Origin of the sequence: Niallia sp. Sow4_A1 (genome assembly GCF_052116745.1) — a bacterium.
GTDB lineage: Bacteria > Bacillota > Bacilli > Bacillales > Cytobacillaceae > Niallia > Niallia hominis.
Window position 1 is genome coordinate 42,597 of record NZ_JBQKKM010000026.1, and the last position, 23,852, is coordinate 66,448.

Sequence of the window (23,852 nt, forward strand, 5' to 3'; positions counted from 1 at the left end):
TTCCTATTAGGCAAAAGAGGAACAGACGCCATTTAGCCTGTTCCTCCCTTTGACCAATTTATTTAACGATTCAATAAGCTGCCTACATAACGTAATAACTCGTTGGCAGATGTGGAATTATAGCCATGTTCATCAATTAAACGTGCAACCACCTCATTGACTTTCTTCAATTGCTGCTCATCTGGAGTTTTCGTTGAAGTAGTGATTTTAACAACATCTTTTAAATCTGCAAATAACTTCTTCTGGATTGCTTCACGTAAGCGATCGTGAGAGTTATAATCAAATCGTTTTCCTTTTCTTGCATATGCAGAAATACGAATTAAAATTTCTTCACGGAATGACTTCTTCGCATTTTCTGAAATACCAATTTGTTCTTCAATAGAACGCATTAGTTTTTCATCTGGATTAATCGCATCACCAGTTAATGGATCACGCAGCTTGTTTTTATTGCAGTACGCTTCTACATTGTCTAAATAATTATCCATTAACGTTTTAGCAGACTCTTCATAAGAATAAACAAATGCCTTTTGTACTTCTTTTTTGGCAATTTCATCGTATTCTTTACGCGCTAAGGAAATGCAATTTAAGTATTTTTCTTTTAATTCATTCGTAATAGAAGAATGCTGATCCAATCCTTCTTTTATAGATAAAAGCACATCAAGTGCGTTGATACTTGTTACATCCTTGCGAATAATCGTAGAGGATATCCGGTTGATTACATAACGCGGATCAATACCACTCATTCCTTCATCGCCATATTCGTTTTGTAATTCTTTTAGGTCAGCTGAACCGAAGCCTTCCACATTCTCACCATCGTATAAGCGCATTTTCTTTACTAAATCAATATCCCCTTTTTTCGGTTCTTTCAATCTAGTTAGAATGGTAAAAATAGCGGCAATTTTCAACGTGTGTGGCGCAATATGCACATTCGCTACATCGCTTTCTCGTATCATTTTTTCATAGATTCTTTCCTCTTCTGACGCTTTTAAATTATATGGAACAGGCATAACAATAATACGGGAATGCAATGCTTCGTTCTTTTTATTGGAAATAAAGGAGCGATACTCTGTTTCATTCGTATGAGCGACAATTAACTCATCTGCAGAGATAAGAGCAAATCGACCTGCCTTAAAGTTTCCTTCTTGTGTTAATGATAATAAATGCCATAAGAACTTCTCATCACATTTTAGCATTTCTTGAAACTCCATCATGCCTCGGTTCGCTTTATTTAGCTCTCCATCAAAACGATAGGCACGTGGATCAGACTCTGATCCATATTCCGCAATGGTAGAGAAATCAATGCTTCCTGTTAAATCTGCAATATCCTGTGATTTCGGATCAGATGGACTAAAGGTTCCAATCCCAGTTCGTTTATCTTCTGAGAAAAATACTCTTTCCACCATCACATCTTCAATTCTTCCATTATATTCTTCTTGCAGTCTCATCATATTAAGTGGAGATAAATTGCCTTCAATACGAATCCCATATTCATCAAAGAAATCGTTTCTTAGACTATGTGGAATCATATGAAGCGGATCCTCATGCATTGGGCAACCTTTGATCGCATATACAGCTCCACGGTCTGTGTAGGTATATGCTTCTAATCCTCTTTTCAGCATCGTTACCAAAGTGGATTTACCACCGCTGACTGGACCCATTAATAATAAAATACGTTTTCTTACATCTAAACGTTTGGCAGCTGGATGGAAATATTCCTCTACTAGCTTTTCTAATGGCTCTTCTAATCCAAAGAGCTGATCAGAGAAAAATTTGTATTGCTTTTTCCCATTTACTTCATCAATGCCAGCATCTTTAATCATGTTATATACTCTAGAATGCGCGGACTGACCTACCCATGGCTTTTCCTTCAAGATTTCTAAGTACTCTCCAAAAGTCCCTTCCCACTTCAACAACTCTTCTTCTTGTCTATACATCTCGATTTTCTTTAATATATTCATATGGACCTCCCCTGTCACATTATCAGAGACGATTAATATAATCTATGCACCAGCGAATGCGAACATGCTTAAAAGAAAGAATAGTTTTTTAAAAGACCCTAAACCATAAAGGGAAAACTGTATCTTTAACACGGAGTACCGCTATAGAATAACAATTATTATTTAATAGGAAATATTTTCTTTTTTATTTGCATAAAAAAACAGCATCTATTTCACTTAGATACTGTTTTTTTAAATATATTACTTAATCTGTCTTTCATTATTTCAAATCAAGTTTCTTTTCGTGAACAAACTCTTTCATATACATACGTGATTTTTGCTCAAAATTAGCAGCCATCTGAGCTGTCCATGTATCTGTTCTCTTCCCATTTGTTCTTTCCTGATAATAAGCAGTGATTTCGTTATTATATTCCTGTAGCTCTTGTTTATATTTTTCTACATCTTGCTCATATTCATTTTCGTGATATATATGCTGAAAAGGAGCTCGTGGTTTTTTCTCTGTTTGTTGGTCTGGATAACCTACGACTAAAGCAAACACTGGTAAAACATGATCTGGAGTTTTTAATAATTGACTCACACCAACTAAATTATTGCGAATTCCGCCTATGTAACAAATACCCAGTCCTAATGACTCAGCAGCAATTGCCATGTTTTGCGATGCTAAAGCTACATCAATCAGACTAACCATAAATTTTTCCGTGCTCTCAATAGAATCCTGTGCTGATTCCTTTTTCCCTTCCATTTCTGAAGCAACAGTGTGCCGATATAAATCTGCACAGAAAACAAACAGATGTCCATTGTTTTCCACATATTGCTGATTCCCTGCTAATTCTGCTAATTTTTTCTTTTTTTCCTTATCTTTTACGCCAATAATACTATATGCTTGTACAAAGCTAGAAGTAGAAGCACTTTGGGCCGCTTCCACAAGAAGACGAATTTGTTCTTGCGTTAACTCCTTATCTGTAAATTTTCTTACAGATCGATGATTTAGGATTGTTTCGATTGTTTGATTCATGGAATTCTCTCCTTAATTTTCTTATTGTCTCCAACCATTACTGATAATGACTATAGCCTAATAATATACCAATATTAGTCATGATAAAAAGAATTAGCCCATTTGCTAAATAGATAATAGCTTCTTTTGACTTTTTATTACCCCTCCACTCCATAAAGGATTGAAGAAAGCTATGACAAATTAATATATACCTACTTACTATTGGACCATCAAATACAAACAATAATAGGATAGCACTGGGTATCACCGTAAAATCTAACCATTTTTGTAGCCGATGAACCTTTTTTCCATTTTATTTAATAGTTTTAGCTTTTTTCTCAAATATCCTTCTGTTCCAAAAAGCAGGAGAAAAAAACTTAATAAATAGATGAGATCTTTTGATACGGTGAATGCCATGTTATGTTCATTCTCCTTTATTCCAATTATAGTAAAAAGAGTATAAATCTATTACGATTTACACTCCGATATTGTTTCTGTACTATTTTTTTAAATGCCCAAAATTTTGTTGCCTTAATGCCTCATAAATGAGAATTGCCGCAGTATTCGAAAGGTTAAAAGCACGAATATTATCTGTCATTGGAATTCGAACCGTTCTATCTACATTATTCTGGATAAGTTCTGGCGGAAGACCTGTTGTCTCACTTCCAAATATAAAGTAATGATCTTTGTTTATATCACTGTAATTAAAAGAGGCATAAGGGGTTTCCCCAGACTTCGTAATATAGTAAAATGCTCCGCCTTCATTTTTTTCATAAAATTCATCTAAAGAGTCATAATAATGGATCTCTACAAATTCCCAATAATCTAGCCCAGCTCGCTTTAACGCTTTATCATCAGTGGAGAATCCAAACGGACGGATTAGATGCAAAATAGTGTCTGTTCCTGCACAGGTTCTAGCTATATTGCCAGTATTGGAAGGTATTTGTGGTTGGTATAAGACGATATGTATTGCCAAGTTTGTCACCTCTAACTATTACTTTCCGTTCCATTATACACTTACTCTAAATGAAATGCGAAAGGGATATTTCCTGTTTTTTAGCCATCTATAATCGTAAAAAATTTATATTTAATATTTGGAGTATAAGCAGTTGAATCTTCGTATTTCCAGTAGCGCATTCGACTATTATACGTATGAGCATTTACTAACGGTTCTCCATTCGCATCCTTCCCTGTAACAATCGTCGTATGATTATATTTCCCATCACCTTCGAAATCATAGCAAATGACATCCCCAAGTTTTAGCTCGATAGCATTATTTACTTGTTTGGCACGTAAACCCGTTGTAGAGGTTTCTAAATACCTTGGAAAGGCATTGGCCACTGACCAACTATAGCTCCAATTATTGTTTTGCATCCACCAGCCCTTATTGCGATTAGGATAACCTCGCATCGGAGCACCCCCTTCATGGACACATTGAGAAATATAATTGGTGCAATCTACTTCGAATTGATGATATTTCGGATTATAGCTATTCCACCATTTTTCCGCATATTGAACCGCTTTTAACCGATCATATGAATATCGGCTCCACCCTTCTGTATTGTTCCCAAATTCTTCAGACAAAGGATTTTCTCGATAATCCGGATAGACAGGAGCAATCTCTTTATCTTCAATTAATACCCCTTTATAGAAAATCCCCTTTCTATTTTCCACTTCTTCTTCTACGAAAAATAGTTCTCCTTGCTTAATGAAATATTGAAGATGAACGGTATAAACCAATTCCTCAGTCTCATCCGCCTTTTTCTGAATATCTTCCACTTTCCCCTTTGCCTTCACATGTACAATTTCAGCATTCCTTCTATGGAAACAATCTCTTTTCCGCGCAAATTTTTCGTCTTCTATACTTGTTCTTTCTTTCGCCACGCACTGCTGCATTCTTTTTTCGATAAGCTCCATTAGTTGTTGTTTCATTGTATCTACTCCCTTCCTTAATAAATATGTTTAAAGGAAGGAGAACTGTACAAAAAAAAGAAGGAGATGGATTCCTTCTTTTTGTCTCGTTTTTATTATATCTGTATAATTTAGAAGACAACCGTTTTTATATACTGATCGAAAGACGTTCATCCACCTGATGAAAACCACTTTCCCTCTTCCCACACATAAAAGTGGCGTTCATCCACCACAATCTTATAACGAATGCGATAATCGTTGTAACGCATCTTCAATTTCTTGTAATACTTCTTGATCTTCTTCTTGTTGATTTGCTGTTTGTAGGGCAGTCATTGACTCACCGCCACCAATTTTTCCTAATGCCCAAGCAGCCGTTCCTCTAATGACTGGTCTTGGGTCTTTTTTCATCACCGTAATTAAATCACCAATTGCTCCTTCTTCTTTAAAATGAGCTAGTGCAATGATGGCATTACGCTGAATTGGTTTCTTTCCACGCCAGGAACCAGAAATATGACCATATTTTTCTTTAAATTCCTTATTACTAATAAAAAGGAGGGGCTGAAGCAATGGTTTTGCGATTTCTGGATCTGGCTCCATTTCTGGATGATTGTGAAAATCCATTCCTTTATTTTTCGGACAAACAGTTTGGCATGTATCACAGCCATAAATTCGGTTACCGAGCTTTTCTCTAAATTCTTCTGCGAGAAATCCCTTTGTCTGTGTTTGAAAAGCAATGCATCTTTGCGCATTTAACTGCCCGCCTTGAATAAGGGCACCTGTTGGACAAACATCAATGCATTTATTACATGTACCGCATTGATCTTCCATTGGTGTATCTGGCTCTAATGGAAGATTTGTAATCATTTCACCTAAATACACATATGAACCGAACTCCGGCGTAATTATGGCACAGTTTTTCCCAGACCAGCCAATCCCTGCTCGTTGTGCAACAGCACGATCTACTAACTCACCAGTATCTACCATTGATTTACACAACGCATCTGGAATTCTTTCTTGTATATAATCCTCAAGCTTCTTCAAGCGATCTTTTAAAACAATATGATAATCCGTTCCCCAGGAAGCACGACAAAAAATACCTCTGCGCTCTCCTTTTTTACTAACAACTCTTTCCTTCATTTTAGACGGATAAGCAAGAGCGATAGAAATAATCGATTTCGGCTTGTCTAATAGAAGGGAGGGGTTTACCCGCTTCTCAATATCCTTCTCTTCAAACCCAGATTGATAGTTTAATTTTTGCTGTGTTATTAAGCGTACTTTCATTTCTTCAAAGGTGCTAGCACTTGTAAAGCCAATTTTATCAATCCCAATTGTTTTACTATATTCTATAATATCTTCCTTTAATGCATGATAATCCATAAATGTCTCCCTCCCTTCTTTTCATTGGTTTTTTATATAGATTACGCTAAAATATAGGATAACATAGACAACAACTATAGTGGAGGTGTATATATTGGATATTTCTATATCAGAACAGATTAAACAATTAATTCCTAATTTTAAGATTGGCTTTATTTACTATCAAGGGATGGAAGTAATGGACACGCCCCAAATGATTAAGGGACGCATGCGACTTTTTCAAGAGTCTATTTTTTTTGATTTGGAAGATAGTAATATTATCGATATTCCTTCTGTAAAGGAATGGAGACAAATCTTCAAAAAAACAGGCAAAGATCCAAATCGCTATCGTCATTCGGCAGAAAGTCTTCTTAGACGAATCAAAAAACAAAATTACTTGCAGCCAATTAATAGCAGTATTGATATTAACAACTTCTTTTCCCTTCAATATGCTGTTCCTATCGGTATTTATGATTGTGCCAATCTTCAAGGTACTATAAACATCCGGATTGGAAAAGATGGTGAACAATATGCTGGGCTTAACGGAAGAATGAATTCAATCGAAAATTTAATTGTATCAGAGGATGAACTAGGTCCATTTGGCAGCCCTTTTGTCGATTCAGACAGAGCCCCTGTCCAATCATCTACGAAAAATGCCATTCAAATTGTCTATCTTTCCCCATCCATTGAAAGAGAAAAGGCAGAACAAATGGTAGAATCCTTACTTAACATGTTTGTGCAAGTTCATGGAGGAGAAGCTTCGTTTTCCATTGTAGAATAAACCTAATGAGGAGAGTTTCTAAAGTTAGATACTCTCCTCACTAGGTTTATTTTTTTTGTTCTCTCGTAAAATATAAAAAACGCAATACTTCGTTCTTAGTGAAACGAAACACTGCGTTGTGAGCTTATGTATGGAGCGGGTGATGGGAATCGAACCCACGACATCAGCTTGGAAGGCTGAGGTTTTACCATTAAACTACACCCGCATTTATTCATTTTTTTTACTTATTTTTAACACGTTTTTTATTATATAGCCATAGTGTAAAAAAAGCAACCTCTTTTCGACATTTTTTTTGTTTTTTTATCTATCACATTATCTATTCATTTTTTCATTGGTTCAGGGAATCTACTGTCTTTTTATAAATATTCACTTTAGCCTCCTAGATCGTCTCTGTCTATGGGGCCTTCCAATTTGATAACTATGGAAATATCTAAGCAGATTCCCTTCCCAAAGACTTATTTTTTAAAATACTACATCATCATTGTATTCAACTGTCTAATATTTATTATTACTTTTTTTGATTTTTTACATTTCTTTTACTTTCCTTCACCAAAAAAAGATCAGCCTTCCTTTCAAAAAGGAATACTGATCTTTGGACAATCTTTATTTTGTAAAAATGGTTTTTCTTTCTTTCCAAGCAAATCCGGAAATAAGCAATATGAGAGTTCCCATAATTAGTACATATGTGGTAACTGCCCCAGCAACTCCAAACGCCTGTGATAAATACCCAAGACCGATTACTGGAAGACTCACGCCAAGATAAGTAATAACAAAGAAAGTTGAGACAATATTTCCTTTTGTTTTACTTGGAGCAACTTCATTTACTAGTGCTAAGCTTCCAGCATATGCGGGTCCATTCCCTCCCCCTATAAGTACGGCTGAAATCAGCAATAATGTTAGGGATTGTGTATAGATTGTTATTACTAGAAGCACAAGTCCCACTGCAAGAAAGGCATAACCGATTGTAATCAATTTCATTAATGATAGTTGTTTTAGTAAAATTTGATTTAATGCTGCAGCAATTAATCCGAGTGCTACTACAATTCCTGATATCGTTAAACTAGTAACTGTTGTAAAACTAGACAGATTAGAAGGGATTAAAGACATAAACATACTTATAATCGACCATGCAACAAAAGAAGTAAGGGAAGCTAACAGGAAAGGCTTCATGATTTCTTTTGGTACAAATGGCTTCTTTAATTGAACAGGCTTCAAACCTGGTCTAATATTTTCATTTAGGAAAAACAGTAGGATAAAACACGGAATAATAAATAATAAATGCACATAGTAAGATAATCTTAATGGGATTGGAGCAAAATCCCCTAGTAATCCGGAGAGAATTGGCCCAAATGCATTGCCGAGTGTGACGGCAAGGGCACATATTAAAGCAGTCTTTTTCGTATTTTTCTTCTCATCAAGTTCGGTTAAAGCAGCCACTGCTACTCCATTTAAAATACCAACAGACAAACCTTGGAATAATCGACCGAGAAGAAGCATTCCCAAACCATTTGCAATGGTAAAACAAAAGGTTCCTATCAGCGAGAAGAAAATTCCTGGGATTAACACTTTCTTTTTCCCAATCTGATCAGATAATTGTCCGGCAATGACAATTGCAGGGATAACAGTAAAAGCGTAAATGGCAAACACAAGGGTAATCATCCCAGACGTAAGTCCCCATTCCGCACGATAAAGTGAATAAAGAGAAGCTGGTATGTTCGTTCCAAATAAGGTTAAAAACAAACTGCAGGCTACGAGCCAGTAAGATATTTTTTTGCTTAAAGTTTTTTGCTCTCTTAGTACCTGAATCGTGTCCGTACTTTGAATCAGCTTTTGTTGAAAAGCTGATTTATGGATGGCATCTGCATCTACTTCCACTACATCCATTAATCCTTGTAATCCTATTAAAAGAGTTTGTACTTGCTTCTCTTCTGCAGAGCTAGAAATTTGTATTCTTGTTGTTGCTTCTCTTTTATAATTTTTGGTTTTTATATCTTCAATATTTACATGATGCGTTCCAAATAAGCTGGATATACGAGCCAGAACTCCCGGCTGATCGTTTACAAGCATCGAAATGCGATATGCTGAAGTCATGAGCTCTTCACTCCCTTTTTAGTTTCCATCTTCTATTTTATGATTGAATAAATATAAAGTCTATACATTTGTAAGAAAATATAACATGAATTCTTCGACAAATTATTCCATGTTGATATTATACGATATTTATCTGTTTTTTCTGTCTTTAACAATGCTTATTTACTGTATTTTCAGAAAAGTCTTGTATATTATTTGTATATTTTAAAGTGGTACTTTTGGAAATAATAAAGAAATAATTGCAAAGTTGATTAAATTGTGAACAAATTTCGAATAAACAATATTATTGTGATTTTTTTCACAAAATATTATTGACCTAATAAAGAATCAACATGATAATAATAGGGTAAGAAACATAACTACAGTGGTAAACAAGAAAACCTTATTCAGGAGGATTAACAATGGAAGGCGCATCACTTCACGAAGTAGAAAAATTAGCCTTAAAAAAATTAAAAATCTATAAAAAAAGTAAGTTTCGCTTTTTTATGCGTGCCGTTGTCGCAAGTATGTTTATTGGCTTTGGTGTCATTGTTGCATTTAAAACTGGTAATTTCTTTTATGCAGTGGAATCACCGCTTGCCTATCCAATGGCAGCTTTAGTATTCGGGGCAGCTATTATTCTAATCGCCTATGGTGGCGGAGATTTATTTACAGGGAACACCTTTTATTATACTTATGCAGCATTAAGAAAAAAAATAAGATGGTCAGATGTCTTTAAAATTTGGGGAACAAGCTATGCAGGTAACATTATTGGAGCCATTTTCTTTGCCATCTTCATCTTGTTAACGGGGTTATTCAAGTCTCCTAGTGTAAATGACTATTTGCTTCATGCAGCACAAGCTAAATTGGAAGCACCCATAAGTGAGCTTTTCTTTCGAGGCATTTTATGTAACTGGCTTGTCTGTTTAGCTTTCTTTATCCCTATGGCTTTAAAAGAAGATATTGCAAAAATTACTGTCATGATTTTATTCGTATTCTGTTTCTTTATTTCAGGCTACGAACATAGCATTGCCAATATGGCAACATTCTCTATTTCTTATGTACTAGATCAAAACCCAGCCATTACGATTCCAGCAATTATTCGCAATTTAATTCCTGTAACATTAGGAAATTTAATAGGCGGAGTCGGATTCATGGGCGTTATGTACTATTATGTAAATAAACCATTTATGGATGAAGAATAAGGAAAATACAAAAAACCGATGCATCCCATTGTTGTATCGGTTTTTTAGCTTCATTATGGTATTAGTACATATGTATTTTTATATTTAGGACATTTTTAATGAGTAGTAGTACGTGATATAGTTGAATTTAATGCCTCCATCGCATTTATGATCCAAACCCATCCCTAAAAAAATCCCCCCTCATAAAACACACAAAAAAGTTCACAAAAATCACTTTGACTTTTTCCCATACAAGGCGTAAATTCTAATAGTATATTCAAATAATCAGATATATAAATATTCAAAAGAAGAAGGGCTACTATGAAATGGAATTGGAATGATAATCGATTTGAAAATTACTCGTTTGCATCTTTTAGAAAAGATATTACATCTGGCATCATTGTTGGTATTATTGCCATTCCTCTAGGGATGGCTTTTGCGATTGCATCTGGTGTAAATCCTGAATATGGAATTTATACAACCATAATCGCCGGAATTCTTATTTCTTTATTTGGAGGATCGAAGTTTCAAATTGGCGGTCCTACTGGTGCTTTTATCCCTATCGTGCTTGGCATCGTCCTCAGTTATGGTTTTGAAAATCTATTAATTGCCGGGTTTTTAGCTGGCATTATTTTAGTTTTATTTGGCGTATTTAGGTTTGGTTCCCTTATTAAATATATTCCGAGATCTGTCACCATTGGCTTTACTTCTGGAATCGCAGTAATCATTTTCACTGGCCAGATTCCAAATTTTTTAGGACTGCAGGATATAGAAAACCACGAAGCCTTTCTTCTTAATATGGGAGAAATATTCCAGCATTTCGATACAGTTACTCCTTATAGTATTCTTACAGCTATTATTTGCCTTGTGATCATTCTTTTGTCGCCAAAAATATTCCCAAAACTTCCCGGACCATTAATGGGGTTAGTTATTTCTACCATTATTGCAACTATTTTTTATCCTAGTGAAATTGCGACTATAGATTCGGTATATGGTGGTATTCCAAATACATTACCATCCTTCCACCTTCCTGCTATAACTTGGGACAGGGTTACATTATTAATTCAACCTGCATTTGTTATTGCAATTCTTGGTGCCATTGAATCCCTGTTATCTGCTGTTGTGGCAGATGGTATGACAAACAACAAGCATAATAGTAATAAAGAATTAATCGGACAAGGAATCGCTAATATGATTGCACCTTTATTTGGAGGCATTCCAGCTACTGGCGCCATTGCCCGTACAGCCACAAATATAAAGAGCGGCGCGGTTTCCCCTCTTTCTGGAATCATTCATGGGATTGTAGTCCTTATCATTTTATTAGTTCTTGCACCTTTTGCAGGCAGAATTCCGCTCGCAAGCATGGCTCCCTTATTAATGGTAGTAGCTTGGAATATGAGTGAACAGAAATCATTTCGTATGATTCTCCAAACAAAAACCGGAGATTCCCTTGTTTTAAGCGTTACTTTTCTGCTAACCGTCTTTTTTGACTTAACAACAGCAGTAGAAATCGGCTTGTTTTTAGCTATCATTATCTTTACTAAACGTATGAGTGATATAATGAAAACATCTCAAGTACTACCTAGTGATTCAAATAAATTAGAAAAAATCGATCAAAAACGATCACATGGCTGTCCGCAAATCAGTATTTTCGATGTAGAGGGACCATTATTTTTTGGGGCTGCCCAAGCATTTGAACAAACCTTATTGCGCTCCATTCATCGCAAGCCTGAAATATTAATTTTGCGGATGGGGAAGGTTCCATTCATGGATTTAACTGGAGAGGCATATTTTGCCAATATTATTCAAAGCTTCTCCAAGCATGGCAAGGTTTTAATTTGTGGTATTAATCCTCAACCAGAAAGCATCCTTCGGAAAACCGGCTTATATGAAAAAATTGGAGGAAAGCATTTCTTTATGCATACAGGTGATGCGATTGACTATAGCTTACTCCATGTTAATAAGCAGCAATGTGAAGGCTGCAAACATTTTGCTTTTCATGAATGCGAAACATTTTCCAATCAACAAGAACAGGGAATAAAAAAGAAAACAGTGATAGCATGGAAGTAAGTGAAGAAAGGGAGGAAAGCATTTGAATCTAGATATTCAACAATTTAAAGCAGATTTTTTTAAAGCACTAGCCCATCCTTTACGAATCAAAATATTAGAAATTCTAGCACAAGGCGATAAAAGTGTGAATGAAATTCTCGAGCTTTTAGAGCTGGAAGGTTCAGCTGTGTCACAGCAATTAAGTATCCTCCGTACTAAAAATATTGTTATTGGGAACAAAGAAGGAAACCGAGTCATTTATTCTCTAAGAGACCCAGCAATCATTGAACTTCTATCTGTTGCAAAAAAAATCTTTAACAATCATTTAATTGATACGATTACTATTTTAGATAAGGTAAAGGAAATGGAAAAAGGATAAAGAGCATGGAAATTATTTATTTCAAATAATTTCCATGCTCTTTTAGTGAAAACAATACGATTGAAAATATGTTAAAAATCAATGAGATAAGATTAGTCCATCCTCTTCCATCGCTTCTGGTTTTTCTGCGACAATTTCTATTAACACTTTATGTGGCAAGCAAATAATGGTTTGGCCAGGTATGCCTTTCCACCCCATCTTTACTCCAATCTGGTCTGGACTATTATCTTCTTTAATTCTAATTTGCTCGTTCTCCACTTCAATTAGATTATATTGTTTGCCTTTTCCTTTAATCATGAATTGCTCATTTTCCGTATGTCCAGTTAAGTCTACTTCACGAATGACTTTGCCGTCCTGTGTAATAATGGCGATGACTTTATTTCCTTCTTCTTCCTTACTTTGATTCATCGCAAATACGGCCATTGGGACAAATGAAATGACTAGGAGGATAACGACCATTATAATATCAAAGGGTTTTATCATCTTAGAGTATTTTCTCATCGAAAACTTCCCTCTCTATCAGCTAATATACATGTATATTATAAAGGTTTTTATAGTAGAAACATATGGATAGAGACAAATCGTCGATAAATTGCCATATATTTAGCTGCAGACTAAACATGTGAAAACCACCGAACTCGTTCGATGGCTTTTTCACAATTATGGTTTAAGGATAACCTTAATCACTTTATCCTCATGATCATTAAACATCTGGTAGGCATTACTTGCATCATCTAAAGAAATGCGATGTGTAATGATTTCCGTTGGATCGATTTTCCCATTCGTAATCCAATCAAATAACATTGGCATATAATGAATAACTGGCGCTTGTCCAGTTTTAACTGTAATGTTGCGCTCAAAAATAGTTCCTAATGGAAACATATTATATTTCGAGCCATAAACTCCTGTTAATTGCATCGTTCCGAATTTGCGCACTGCATTCATACCAATTTCAATAGCGCTGAGTGTTCCTCCTTGAAGTTTTAATTTTTGCCCGATTGCTTCCATTGGCGTTTTCTTTCCGTCCATCCCTACACAATCTATTACTACATCTGCACCTCCAGAAGACAATTCCTTGATATAGTTACCTGTATCCTCATGATTATCGAAATTAACAATTTCTACTTGATTCATTTTTTTGGCATGGTTTAGGCGGTAAGGAATATTATCAACGGCAATAACTCGCTTTGCCCCTTTCATCCAAGCAAATTTTTGGGTCATTAACCCCACAGGACCACAGCCCAATACAACAACTGTATCGCCATCCTTTACCCCCGCATTTTCAACACTCCAATAAGCAGTTGGAAGCACATCAGACATAAATAGCAGGGCTTCATCCTCTAATTCACAGGACTCTGGGATAACAAAGGGCACAAAATTTCCATATGGGACACGTAATAATTCAGCTTGTCCTCCTTGATAATCACCATATCGCTCTGTGAAACCAAAATAGGCTCCTGTATCGGCAATATCCTTATTAGGATTTGCATTATCACACTGGCTTTCCATATCATGTTCACAATAATAACAATGTCCACAAGCAATATTAAATGGGAGCACTACCCGATCTCCTTTTTTAACTCTTGTTACTTCTGGACCTACCTCTTCTACAATCCCCATTGGCTCATGTCCGATTACATAGTCTTTTTCAGTTGGTAAAGCTCCTTTATATATATGTAAATCTGAACCACAAATAGCTGTTGAGGTAATTCGCACAACAATATCGTCTTTCTTTTGGAGCTTTGCATCTTCCACTTGTTTAACTTGAACATCCTTTGTTCCTTGAAAAGTGACAGCTTTCATTTGCACACTCCTCCTGTTTTTTTTATTGTTTACCTATACCAATCTGAACGCACACAGCAAACATCCAAATATTTCCGGATAATCCTTATTATCTTTACCTATTCTAAACAATAAAATTACAATTCTGACATCACCATCCAAAAATTACCCTTTACTATACAAAGTATGTACTACAAATATCTACAATTTATGAGGAGGAGAAAATGAAGAATACATTCACAAAAATGATTAGTGCTTTATCAGTTACATGCTTACTTGGTTTATCTAACTATATCGCCGCCCCATCTTCTGTAAGCGCTGCAACCTTTTCAGATTCAATCAATGTTAGTAAAATTGCCTCTTACAGTACTGGATTATCAGATAAAGATGGTGGTGTAGCGGAAATTGTAAAGTACAACCCAGATATTCATAAATTCTATGTTATTAATGGAAAGCAACAAACAATTGATATTGTAGATTTATCATCTTTAGAATCCAATACACTTCAACATTTGTCCAAAGAGAAATCTATTAATATAGCAGAACTACTTAACAGTGATAGCTTTCAATATGGGGATTTAACTAGCATTGACATTAATACGGAGAAACAAATTGTCGCAGCAGCAGTTCAAGATGAAAATTATTCCAAAAATGGACGTATCGTTATCATGGATTATGAGGGGAATATCCTACATACATTTGAAGCTGGTATTCAGCCTGATAATGTCGTTATATCAAAAGACGGCAAGTATATTCTATCTGCAAATGAAGGAGAACCAAGATTAGGCTTAGAAAATGGTGTTGATCCAAAAGGCTCTGTTACAATTATTAATTATGAAAAGAAACAAGCAAATACCATTCTATTTGATGATACTACAGTAATAGATTCGGATGTACATATCCGGAACAATGGTACTCTAGCTGATGCAGTTCGAGATTTAGAGCCTGAATATATCGGACTTTCTACGGATGGCAAAACAGCATTCATATCTCTCCAAGAAAATAATGCCATTGCAAGAATTAATGTAGAAACAGGCAAAGTTCTTTCTGTAAAGTCATTAGGATTCAAAGATCATTCATTACCGGAAAATGGTTTGGATGCAGCAAGAAACGATAAAATTGAAATCGAATCCTTACCAATATTAGGCGTGTATATGCCAGATTCGATTGAGGTAGTTGAAAAGGATGGCACTACTTATTTATTGACAGCAAATGAAGGCGATGCAACAGAATGGGAAGAATTTGTTAACATAGAAGATTTCAAAAAGGTCAAAGATTCAATCCAACTAGATTCTTCTCTATTTAAAGGATTTACTAAAGAAGAGGCAGAAGCAGCATTTGAACAGATGAAAAACTCTGGTGATTATGACAAATTAGAAGTACTGACAGACCGCGGAAACGATGCAATCTATACTCTAGGTGGACGTTCTTTCTCGATTTGGAATGCTGACACAATGGAACTAGTATTTGATAGTGGAAGTGAATTCGAAAAGATTACAGCAGAGCGATATCCAGACTATTTCAACTGGTCAAACGATGATGATGTATTTGAAAAAAGAAGTGCCAAAAAAGGCCCTGAACCAGAAGATGTAAAAGTAGGAACGATTGGCAACGATCTTTATGCATTTATTGGCTTAGAACGTATTAGTGGTGTCATGACGTACAATATTACAAATCCATCAAATGCAACATTCACTAATTATATTAATACAAGAGATTTTTCAAATGCTATCAGTAGTGACGTTGGTCCAGAAGGCCTTGCCTTTATTCCGGTAGAAGACAGTCCCACTAAGAAACCACTGGTATTAGTTGGGAATGAAGTGAGTGGTACGGTTGCTGTTAATGAATACCAAGTTGATCCTTTGTTTCCAATCGAGTCGATTGAACTGAATCAAACAACTATCAGCATAGAAGTTGGACAGACCTTCCAGTTAGAAGCATCCATTCTCCCAGAGAATACTACGGATAGTATAGAACTAATTTGGACTAGCTCTAATACAGATGTCGCTACCGTAAATGAAGAAGGATTAGTAACTGGAATTGCGGAAGGATCAGCTTCTATACTAGTAGAAACAAAAGATACCAAAAATCGAATCGAAGCAAGTATTACTGTAAAAGAGAAACAAGTAGCTGAAGATGAAACACCAGAAGATACACCTGACGAGAATGATATGGAAGAAGTGCCAGCTGAGTCAATAGATGAAGATGAGGGAAATTCGGAAGTCGGACCAGGTAAGAATAATGAAAATGTTGCAGACGATGCCATAAATTCCCTTGAAGATTCCCAAGGGAATGACGCTACAGATGATTCTTTAGAGGTTACAGCAACAGGAAACCAACTACCTGATACAGCAACAACTAATTATTCCTTCTTACTGTTTGGATCCTTATTATTAATACTTGGTGGAGGTAGTTATCTTCTTATTTATCGCCATGAAAAAGGATAACTATTAAGAAAAACGTATGGCATCCGTTTAGGTAGAGAAATACTTCCTTTCATCCATACAAAAAGTGTCAAAAACTCTTTAAAGAGTCTTTGGCACTTTTTAATTTAGTATAAATGGGAAGGTTCTCATAGCTAAAACCTGCCAGAACGAAAAATCGAATAAATAAGCCAGGCAACCATTAGCATCGCAATCGAAAAGCCGATTTCAATAATCGGAAATTTCCAGAGAATTGTTTGTACCCCACTAAGAGCAACACCAATAATTAAACCAACCATAACAATACTTAGAGCAAGTAAAACAATACTAAAAGCTATCTGGTTGCTAAATCGATCCATCTTTTTTATTAATAATTCCAATTGTGGTGATGTAAATTCTACTTCTACTTTTCCTTTTCGTAGAATTCCCATAAACTGTTTAGCAGTTAACGGAATATCTTTAAGAGAAGCAAAATATTCTGGTATCTCTTCCGCAATGCTTTTAATTATTTTCCAAGGCTTAAGTTTATCTAAGAAAAGCTTCTTACCAAAAGGTTCAGCCACATCAAATACGCTAAAAGTAGGATCTAGTGCAACGACTACTCCCTCCATTGTCATCAATGACTTACCTAAAAGCGTTAACTCCGATGGGATTCGGATATTGTGACGGAATGCAATGAAAAATAAATCATTAATTGCTTCCCCAACGCTTACATCTTGCAAGGGAATATCATAATATTTATCGCGCATTTCCTCTACATCCGCCGTTAATTTTTTTATATCCACATTCTCAGGAATCATTCCTAAATCAGAAATAGCGCGGATGATTCCTTTCGTGCTTTTATTGCGAAGAGCGACCACAAAAGAGGCAAAATTCTTTTTCGTATAAGATGAAAGTTGTCCTACCATTCCAAAATCTAATAAAACGATTCTCCCATCCTGGAGTGCAAGAACATTTCCAGGATGAGGATCTGCATGGAAATGACCGACTTCTAAAATCTGGTAGAATATCGTGTATGCTAACCTTTCTGCAAGTAATTCACGATCGATTCCTGCTTCATCTAAGCGATTGTGATCAGATAACTTTATTCCCTCTATATAATCCATCGTCAATACTTTCTTTGTGGAATAATCCCAATAGACAGAGGGAATGACAACATAGCCCAACGATTTATTCTGCTCGAAAAAACGATCCATATTTCGTGCTTCTATACTATAATTAAGTTCAATAAGCAGCCCTTTTGCTAGTTCATCGACTATTTCACGAAGGCCATATTGCTTCGCCCATGCCCATGTATTTTCAGCTATTCTTGCTAAATCAGCTATTATTTCTAAATCAGTTTCGATGATTGCATGAATATTAGGACGTTGTATCTTTACAGCAACATTTGTCCCATCCTTAAGGATAGCTTTATGCACTTGACCAATGGACGCTGCGGCTAGAGGATCCTCAGAAAAATGCTTGAACAGGTGATCTACAGAATCACCTAATTCTTCTTCCAAAATCCGTACTGCCTCTCCATATGTAAACGGAGGTACTTGATCTTGCAAATCTTTTAGCTCATTAATGATTTCTGGAGGAATTAAGTCAGGACGTGTGCTGGCAATTTGTCCAAGCTTAATAAATGTTGTTCCAAGTTCTTCTAGAACTAAGCGGATGCGACGTCCCGTACTTTTAGGAGGATGTTCTTTATGAAAAAAAAACTTCTCCTCCAGTCCCATTTTATTAGAAAAGAAGCCTATTCCGTTTCGAGCGAGAATAGACGTGATTTTCCGATATCTTTTCATCTGTCTAATACGTTTACTTACACCCATTTACAAACCCACTTTATTCGTCGAGATTTTTTCTTTCTAATGCCTCTATTCTTTTTTCTAATTTCTTCACATCATCTAAAGTGGCTAACTTCATTTCTGCATATGCAGCATTAACCTTTTCTTTTGCAACTGTTTCCAGCTGGCCTTTCATTTCCTCTCCCTTTTGAATCAAGTGATTGATTAAATCCTTTGACTCATTTTTGCTTACTTCTCCTTTTTTCACTAACTCTTCTACTGTTTTCTCTACTTGTTCTTTACCAGCAATCGCTAAACCTAAACCTAAGGAAAGTGCTTTTTCAATTGTTGTTCTCATCTTTCAAAAAACCTCCTTATTTTCTTTTCTAGAATCTTTCATTTTCCCTCAGACAATTTTCTATTTGTGATTAAAGTAATCCAAATAACGTGTAAAGTCAAATCATACGGGAGTAATTTCAACGATAGTGCCAACATATTTATGATATGCTCATTAAAGTAAATAATGGTTACTTTTTCAAATATGTGAAGGTGTAATTTTGAAAAGAAAAGGCTGTTTTCTAAAGAATTGTTGTTTTTTCAATAGGAAAAAAGAATTAATAGGAAACAATTAGCAGCCGGAATACAGAAGACTCCTGTGGGATTAGCGAGACAGTCTGAGACCCCGGAGGCGAAGCTGAGGAGGCTTAAGCTTAGCCCCACGGAAAGCGAAGTGTATTCCGGCTGCGGGTAATCGCAACAAACTTTACGAAAACAGCCAAAGAAAAAGAAGATTGTATGTAGAACCGAATGTCTCTATTCTGAAATAACGTCTTAGCTCCAAACCTTTCCAACATTTTTCAAGTAAAAGCCCTCCCAATTTTATTCTTTTCCCTGTATGATAAGAAAGGCGTACTCTTGAGGCTTTGCCTGAGTGAATGTTTACAGAAAAAGAACGGAGTAAATAAATGAGTGCATCTATACCTTTCATTTCCCACTATGGGTACATTGCCATATTCGCTCTTTTTGCATTAAGTGGTCTTGGTATTCCTATACCAGATGAAGCATTATTAACCTTTGTAGGTTATCTTACTTCTATTTCCGTGATGAATTTTCTTCTTGCAGATATTATTTGCTTTATTGGTGCTCTAAGCGCCATGATTATTAATTACACTTTAGGAAGAAAAATAGGCAAACCATTCCTGCTTACACACGGAAAATGGATAAAGCTTACTCCTGCAAAATTAGAAAGAGTGGAAAAATGGTTTGATAAATATGGTCCATGGACAATTATCATTGCTAATTTCATACCCGGCGTTAGAAGATTGACCTCCTACTTTTCAGGTGTATCTGGCATGAATCTATCAAAATATATCCTTTTTGCCTCTATCGGTTCCTTCCTTTGGTGCCTGCTTTTTACTATTATTGGCTACTATATTGGAGTGCTTCCGTTTTAAACGGGAGCTTATTCTTTTAGGACTTAGTAGATGGATAATTCAACGATTCATACATATTCAGCCTAACTCCAATATCACAAATTCCCTTTTTCTAAAAATAAAAGGCAGCCCAACAAGGACTACCCACTTAAATATCGCTTAAACAAACAAATCTGATGATAAATAACGTTCCCCCGTATCTGGTGCTATGCAAAGCACTTTAGCTGTCGGAGGAAGTTCTTTTGCGATTTGCACAGCAAAATGCGCACTTGAAGCACCTGATGCACCTACAAAAATGCCTTCTTCTGCTGCAAGTCGTCTTGCCATTACTTCCGCATCGGGATCTTTAATTAGTAATATTTCATCAAAAATATCACGATTTAGAATCTTAGGAATGAATCCAGGGCCCGTTCCTGGAATTTTATGAGGACCTGGTTTTCCACCTGATAAAACTGGAGAACCGAATGGCTCTACTACATATATTTTTATACCAGGAATCATTTTCTTTAATTCTTCGCCGACTCCTGTAACCGTTCCACCTGTGCCAGCAGTCAATACCAGTGCATCTAACTTTCCATCAAAAGCTTCATTAATTTCCACAGCTGTCGTTCCACGATGGGCATCAGCATTGGCCGGATTTTCAAATTGCATTGGAATGAAGCTATCAGCAATATCACTTGCTAAACGATTCGCTTCATCAATCGCTCCTTGCATGCGTCTGCTTCCCGGTGTTAAATGAACCTCTGCCCCATATGCTTTTAAAATCTGCACTCGCTCTTTTGTTGCATTATCTGGCATCGTAATAATGCAACGGTATCCTTTCACTGCAGCTACCATTGCTATTCCTATCCCTGTGTTTCCTGATGTTGGTTCAATAATGGTACTTTTACCTGGAATAAGCTTGCCTTCTTTTTCTGCATTTTCAATCATATTTAAAGCGGCACGGTCTTTCACACTGCCACCAGGATTAAAAGATTCTAGCTTTATATACACTTCCGCCCCAATTTTTTCAGGGATTTTATTTAATTGAACAATTGGGGTATTGCCTATTAATTCAAGTACCGATTTGTAAAGCTTCATTTCTATATTCCTCCTATAATTCTCGAGCATATTCTTCAATCATACTGCTCATTTCTTCTACCCTAGCTGTGACTTTTTCTGCATAAGTAAAGTCCCCATAGCAATATGGGTATCTAAAATTGAACTTGTCGTTATTACATGTATAAAGTGTTGGTGATCGTTCCACCATATATTCCGAATAGTTTTTTGCCGATTCCTCACTATGTTCGACTAGATTGTTACTGACAATAAAGTCAATATAACCTGGTCCCATATTATAGCTCTGGATAATTGCCTCAAGATCGACCCCTTTTTTCTCGCCATACTTGTACATTTCAGCAAAATGAAAAACTCCTTGTTTTATACTTTCTGAAGGGTCTTCAATTGCATTTCTTTTCAGGCCTGCTGATTCAGAGGATTGCATCGGATCATTTCCTTTTCCATGACTTTCTTGATCCATTATTGCAAGTAATATTGGTGCTAGCTCCTCTGCATTTAACTCATTTGATTCTAGCTCATTTGAAATATCCGGTAAGTACTTCAATAATCTTTGTTCATTATTTTGTTTAATCGTACTACTAGTAAATAAATAGCCAAAATATATAACCATTATTAAAATAATAATGGTGTTCGTTGCTGATTTTCTTTTTTTCTTCATTCCTATCCCTCGTTGACGCTTAAAAATCAATTAAACGTTTCCTGATTTTTTACCGTTCCCTATACATTTATTCATTATACAAGAAACAATAGTGAATTTCATTCCTTGTGAAAAAGAACTTTTTCAAAATTGCTTTATATTGGGTTATACAAAAGCAAAAAAGACTTAGCTAATGCAACAAGCGCTAGCTAAGTCTAAATCATTTTTCGTGGATTCAAATTTTATTTTATTCCCATTAATTCTGAAGCGATTCCGGAAGAGCAGACCTTCCTGCCTCCATAAGTACTTTGTCTCTTCCTAAGAAAATGGACAAGATAATGATAAACACTCCCGTTCCTATTAATAACCATTCGATTTCCATGAAATCAGCAATTGGACCGAATATTAGCATTCCAATGGGCATCATAGAAGTAGAAATCATTCCCATTACACCGAAGACTCTTCCTAAAAATCCTTCTTCTATTTTTTCCTGCAATAAAACAGTGGTTGGCGTATTAAAGATTGGCATAGCCAAACCAAATATGGCCATGAAAACTAAATAGATCCAAAACATAGGAATAATCCCAAGTGCAAACGTACAAACTCCCATCATGCAGCTTGCAAGTGTCATTGTTTTTATTTTATTTTCAAAGCCGCCCCATGATGCAATGACGCCTCCCCCTATCATCATTCCAATGGAAAAGGCAATTTCTATTGCAGTTAATCGCCAGACATCCTCTCCAAAACTACGAGTAACCTGCAAAGGAGTCAAGAATGCTGCCGGCGCCATAAGCACGAAAAAAATCGCAAAAAAGAAAAAGAATTTTTTCAAAAAAGCATGATTATTTACATACTTCAGTCCTTCTTTAAAATCACTAAAATAACTAGTCGATTGGGTTTCCGTTGCCCTTTTATGTGCTGGAATCTTTAAAAAGGCAAGCAAGGTAATGATCGCAAGCACTGCTGTAACAACATCAATGAAAAAGATTGTTTCAATAGATGCAAATGTTAATAATGCAGCACTTACCATCGGTGAAATGAACATAATAATAGCTTGAATGCTCCCATTAACACCATTTACCTTTGTCAGCTTATCTTTTGGAACAATTTGGGGCAATATTGCCCCAACAGATGGTGTTTGAATCCCTGTTCCAAATGCTCGAACTGCTGCCATCACAAAGAGCAGCCAAATTGGATCATATCCTATTAAAAAGAGAATGGCCAACACCAACGTAGCAAAAGCAATAAGCCCATCTGATAACATAATTAGCCGTTTCCGGTTATAGCGATCTGCCCATACACCAGCTATTGGCGATAAAATAAAGGTTGGAAGAAACCCACATAAAATATAGATTGTCATCATTAAACCAGATTCTGTTGTTAGCGTTATATACCACATTATCGCATATTGGACGAGTGACGATCCAAACAAAGATATCGTCTGGCTACTAAGAAATAACACGATATTCCGATACCAATTTTCTTTATGATTAACTGTACTCATTCATAAACCTCACATTCATTTTGATTAGTTAGAATAAGTCTACCTATCTTTACTAAGGCGTAGAGAAAAGAGCGAAGATATGGTATTCTTCCCTCTTATTATTAACCATATATTCAGGTTTCCAATAAATAGACAGACGAATCCCATTTCTTCTTATAAGAAGAACATCCACGTATTTAATTAACGTTGAAAATTGGGAATCTTAATCTCATTGATGCTGTCAAAAGGAAAACCTCCGTTCATTACAAAATTCCATTTAATCTTAGCATACACTCAATATTGGATACAATCGTATAGAAGAGGTATTTTTCATTTATTATTCAAAATTTTTGTAAAACAAGTATGTATATATTAATTTATTCTGTTAAACCTACTTATTTTAAGCTGAAATTTGATTTTTTCAGCCATAACCACTCCCTTTTCAGCCTAAATTTGTTTTTTTCAGCCAAACTCACTCCCTTTTCAGCCTAAATTTGTTTTTTTCAGCCAAACTCACTCCCTTTTCAGCCTAAATTTGTTTTTTTCAGCCAAACTCACTCGCTTTTCAGCCAAATTTGTTTTTT

At 35.8% G+C, this 23,852-nt stretch carries 19 protein-coding genes and 1 tRNA gene; 6 read left to right on the plus strand and 14 right to left on the minus strand.

The genetic code is table 11. The annotated features are described in order from the left end of the window. Positions 1-62 precede the first annotated feature (62 nt). The 5 genes from ACTQ5K_RS15100 to queG form a co-directional block, all read right to left on the minus strand. Entirely contained in the window at positions 63-1,958 is a 1,896-nt protein-coding gene (locus ACTQ5K_RS15100) for a PrkA family serine protein kinase (protein WP_031535769.1), read from the minus strand. 259 nt (positions 1,959-2,217) lie between these two features. Beyond that, positions 2,218-2,973 carry an oxygen-insensitive NADPH nitroreductase gene (gene nfsA, locus ACTQ5K_RS15105; protein WP_031535770.1) on the minus strand — a complete coding sequence of 252 codons (756 nt, stop codon included), beginning with the start codon at positions 2,971-2,973 and terminating at the stop codon, positions 2,218-2,220. Positions 2,974-3,451: 478 nt separating this feature from the next. Continuing rightward, entirely contained in the window at positions 3,452-3,928 is a 477-nt protein-coding gene (trmL, locus tag ACTQ5K_RS15110) for a tRNA (uridine(34)/cytosine(34)/5-carboxymethylaminomethyluridine(34)-2'-O)-methyltransferase TrmL (protein WP_031535776.1), read from the minus strand. An 80-nt stretch (positions 3,929-4,008) separates the two neighbouring features. Then, a complete protein-coding gene (locus ACTQ5K_RS15115; RefSeq protein WP_031535778.1) occupies positions 4,009-4,884 on the minus strand; it encodes an amidase domain-containing protein in 876 nt (291 codons plus the stop codon). A 216-nt stretch (positions 4,885-5,100) separates the two neighbouring features. After that, positions 5,101-6,240, minus strand: coding sequence for a tRNA epoxyqueuosine(34) reductase QueG (gene queG / locus ACTQ5K_RS15120; RefSeq protein WP_441994039.1), 1,140 nt, complete (start codon positions 6,238-6,240; stop codon positions 5,101-5,103). A 94-nt stretch (positions 6,241-6,334) separates the two neighbouring features. On the opposite strand from queG, the gene ACTQ5K_RS15125 reads away from it, so the two are divergent. After that, positions 6,335-7,000 (plus strand): B3/B4 domain-containing protein, encoded by a 666-nt coding sequence (locus ACTQ5K_RS15125; RefSeq protein ID WP_031535783.1) that lies wholly within the window; start codon positions 6,335-6,337, stop codon positions 6,998-7,000. A 131-nt stretch (positions 7,001-7,131) separates the two neighbouring features. Here ACTQ5K_RS15125 and ACTQ5K_RS15130 read toward each other — a convergent pair. Both ACTQ5K_RS15130 and ACTQ5K_RS15135 read right to left on the minus strand, forming a co-directional pair. Continuing rightward, positions 7,132-7,205, minus strand: a tRNA-Gly gene (locus ACTQ5K_RS15130). Positions 7,206-7,603: 398 nt separating this feature from the next. After that, on the minus strand, positions 7,604-9,091 hold the full coding sequence (locus tag ACTQ5K_RS15135) for an MFS transporter (protein WP_031535784.1): 1,488 nt from the start codon (positions 9,089-9,091) through the stop codon (positions 7,604-7,606). Positions 9,092-9,492: 401 nt separating this feature from the next. On the opposite strand from ACTQ5K_RS15135, the gene ACTQ5K_RS15140 reads away from it, so the two are divergent. The 3 genes from ACTQ5K_RS15140 (at position 9,493) to ACTQ5K_RS15150 (ending at position 12,682) form a co-directional block, all read left to right on the plus strand. Next, complete coding sequence (locus ACTQ5K_RS15140) at positions 9,493-10,275, plus strand: formate/nitrite transporter family protein (protein WP_031535785.1); 783 nt, start codon at positions 9,493-9,495, stop codon at positions 10,273-10,275. A 300-nt stretch (positions 10,276-10,575) separates the two neighbouring features. Next, positions 10,576-12,324, plus strand: a complete 1,749-nt coding sequence (locus ACTQ5K_RS15145; RefSeq protein ID WP_441994040.1) for a SulP family inorganic anion transporter — start codon at positions 10,576-10,578, stop codon at positions 12,322-12,324. 22 nt (positions 12,325-12,346) lie between these two features. After that, positions 12,347-12,682, plus strand: a complete 336-nt coding sequence (locus ACTQ5K_RS15150; protein ID WP_031535787.1) for an ArsR/SmtB family transcription factor — start codon at positions 12,347-12,349, stop codon at positions 12,680-12,682. A gap of 78 nt (positions 12,683-12,760) precedes the next feature. Here ACTQ5K_RS15150 and ACTQ5K_RS15155 read toward each other — a convergent pair whose 3' ends face one another. Beyond that, positions 12,761-13,183 carry a NusG domain II-containing protein gene (locus ACTQ5K_RS15155; RefSeq protein ID WP_031535789.1) on the minus strand — a complete coding sequence of 141 codons (423 nt, stop codon included), beginning with the start codon at positions 13,181-13,183 and terminating at the stop codon, positions 12,761-12,763. Between the two features lie 159 nt (positions 13,184-13,342). Further along, the gene (locus ACTQ5K_RS15160) at positions 13,343-14,485 is read right to left on the minus strand and encodes a zinc-dependent alcohol dehydrogenase (RefSeq protein ID WP_031535791.1); all 1,143 of its coding nucleotides are present in this window, start codon (positions 14,483-14,485) and stop codon (positions 13,343-13,345) included. A 203-nt stretch (positions 14,486-14,688) separates the two neighbouring features. Between ACTQ5K_RS15160 and ACTQ5K_RS15165 the strand changes: the two genes are divergently transcribed. Further along, positions 14,689-16,911, plus strand: a complete 2,223-nt coding sequence (locus tag ACTQ5K_RS15165) for a choice-of-anchor I family protein (protein ID WP_035416053.1) — start codon at positions 14,689-14,691, stop codon at positions 16,909-16,911. Between the two features lie 131 nt (positions 16,912-17,042). Here the strand turns inward: ACTQ5K_RS15165 and ACTQ5K_RS15170 are convergent, their stop codons facing one another. Continuing rightward, complete coding sequence (locus ACTQ5K_RS15170) at positions 17,043-18,701, minus strand: ABC1 kinase family protein (protein ID WP_031535796.1); 1,659 nt, start codon at positions 18,699-18,701, stop codon at positions 17,043-17,045. Positions 18,702-18,714: 13 nt separating this feature from the next. After that, positions 18,715-19,014, minus strand: a complete 300-nt coding sequence (locus ACTQ5K_RS15175) for a phasin family protein (protein ID WP_031535798.1) — start codon at positions 19,012-19,014, stop codon at positions 18,715-18,717. Positions 19,015-19,621: 607 nt separating this feature from the next. Between ACTQ5K_RS15175 and ACTQ5K_RS15180 the strand changes: the two genes are divergently transcribed. After that, complete coding sequence (locus ACTQ5K_RS15180) at positions 19,622-20,110, plus strand: DedA family protein (protein ID WP_031535801.1); 489 nt, start codon at positions 19,622-19,624, stop codon at positions 20,108-20,110. Between the two features lie 138 nt (positions 20,111-20,248). Here the strand turns inward: ACTQ5K_RS15180 and cysK are convergent, their stop codons facing one another. The 3 genes from cysK to ACTQ5K_RS15195 all read right to left on the minus strand — a co-directional run bounded on the left by cysK (position 20,249) and on the right by ACTQ5K_RS15195 (position 23,289). Beyond that, the gene (gene cysK / locus ACTQ5K_RS15185) at positions 20,249-21,169 is read right to left on the minus strand and encodes a cysteine synthase A (RefSeq protein ID WP_031535803.1); all 921 of its coding nucleotides are present in this window, start codon (positions 21,167-21,169) and stop codon (positions 20,249-20,251) included. 13 nt (positions 21,170-21,182) lie between these two features. Further along, the gene (locus ACTQ5K_RS15190; RefSeq protein WP_031535805.1) at positions 21,183-21,806 is read right to left on the minus strand and encodes a lysozyme family protein; all 624 of its coding nucleotides are present in this window, start codon (positions 21,804-21,806) and stop codon (positions 21,183-21,185) included. A gap of 235 nt (positions 21,807-22,041) precedes the next feature. After that, positions 22,042-23,289: an MFS transporter gene (locus tag ACTQ5K_RS15195; protein ID WP_031535807.1), complete on the minus strand. Its 1,248-nt coding sequence runs from the start codon at positions 23,287-23,289 to the stop codon at positions 22,042-22,044. Positions 23,290-23,852: the final 563 nt, after the last annotated feature.

What these genes read in the sequence shown, in the direction of transcription:
- ACTQ5K_RS15100 (WP_031535769.1), bottom strand. Translation starts at nt 1,958, where the DNA reads ATGAATATATTAAAGAAAATCGAGATGTATAGACAAGAAGAAGAGTTG.
- nfsA (WP_031535770.1), bottom strand. Translation starts at nt 2,973, where the DNA reads ATGAATCAAACAATCGAAACAATCCTAAATCATCGATCTGTAAGAAAA.
- ACTQ5K_RS15115 (WP_031535778.1), bottom strand. Translation starts at nt 4,884, where the DNA reads ATGAAACAACAACTAATGGAGCTTATCGAAAAAAGAATGCAGCAGTGC.
- queG (WP_441994039.1), bottom strand. Translation starts at nt 6,240, where the DNA reads ATGGATTATCATGCATTAAAGGAAGATATTATAGAATATAGTAAAACA.
- ACTQ5K_RS15135 (WP_031535784.1), bottom strand. Translation starts at nt 9,091, where the DNA reads ATGACTTCAGCATATCGCATTTCGATGCTTGTAAACGATCAGCCGGGA.
- ACTQ5K_RS15140 (WP_031535785.1), top strand. Translation starts at nt 9,493, where the DNA reads ATGGAAGGCGCATCACTTCACGAAGTAGAAAAATTAGCCTTAAAAAAA.
- ACTQ5K_RS15145 (WP_441994040.1), top strand. Translation starts at nt 10,576, where the DNA reads ATGAAATGGAATTGGAATGATAATCGATTTGAAAATTACTCGTTTGCA.
- ACTQ5K_RS15155 (WP_031535789.1), bottom strand. Translation starts at nt 13,183, where the DNA reads ATGAGAAAATACTCTAAGATGATAAAACCCTTTGATATTATAATGGTC.
- ACTQ5K_RS15160 (WP_031535791.1), bottom strand. Translation starts at nt 14,485, where the DNA reads ATGAAAGCTGTCACTTTTCAAGGAACAAAGGATGTTCAAGTTAAACAA.
- ACTQ5K_RS15165 (WP_035416053.1), top strand. Translation starts at nt 14,689, where the DNA reads ATGAAGAATACATTCACAAAAATGATTAGTGCTTTATCAGTTACATGC.
- ACTQ5K_RS15170 (WP_031535796.1), bottom strand. Translation starts at nt 18,701, where the DNA reads ATGGGTGTAAGTAAACGTATTAGACAGATGAAAAGATATCGGAAAATC.
- ACTQ5K_RS15175 (WP_031535798.1), bottom strand. Translation starts at nt 19,014, where the DNA reads ATGAGAACAACAATTGAAAAAGCACTTTCCTTAGGTTTAGGTTTAGCG.
- ACTQ5K_RS15180 (WP_031535801.1), top strand. Translation starts at nt 19,622, where the DNA reads ATGAGTGCATCTATACCTTTCATTTCCCACTATGGGTACATTGCCATA.
- cysK (WP_031535803.1), bottom strand. Translation starts at nt 21,169, where the DNA reads ATGAAGCTTTACAAATCGGTACTTGAATTAATAGGCAATACCCCAATT.
- ACTQ5K_RS15190 (WP_031535805.1), bottom strand. Translation starts at nt 21,806, where the DNA reads ATGAAGAAAAAAAGAAAATCAGCAACGAACACCATTATTATTTTAATA.
- ACTQ5K_RS15195 (WP_031535807.1), bottom strand. Translation starts at nt 23,289, where the DNA reads ATGAGTACAGTTAATCATAAAGAAAATTGGTATCGGAATATCGTGTTA.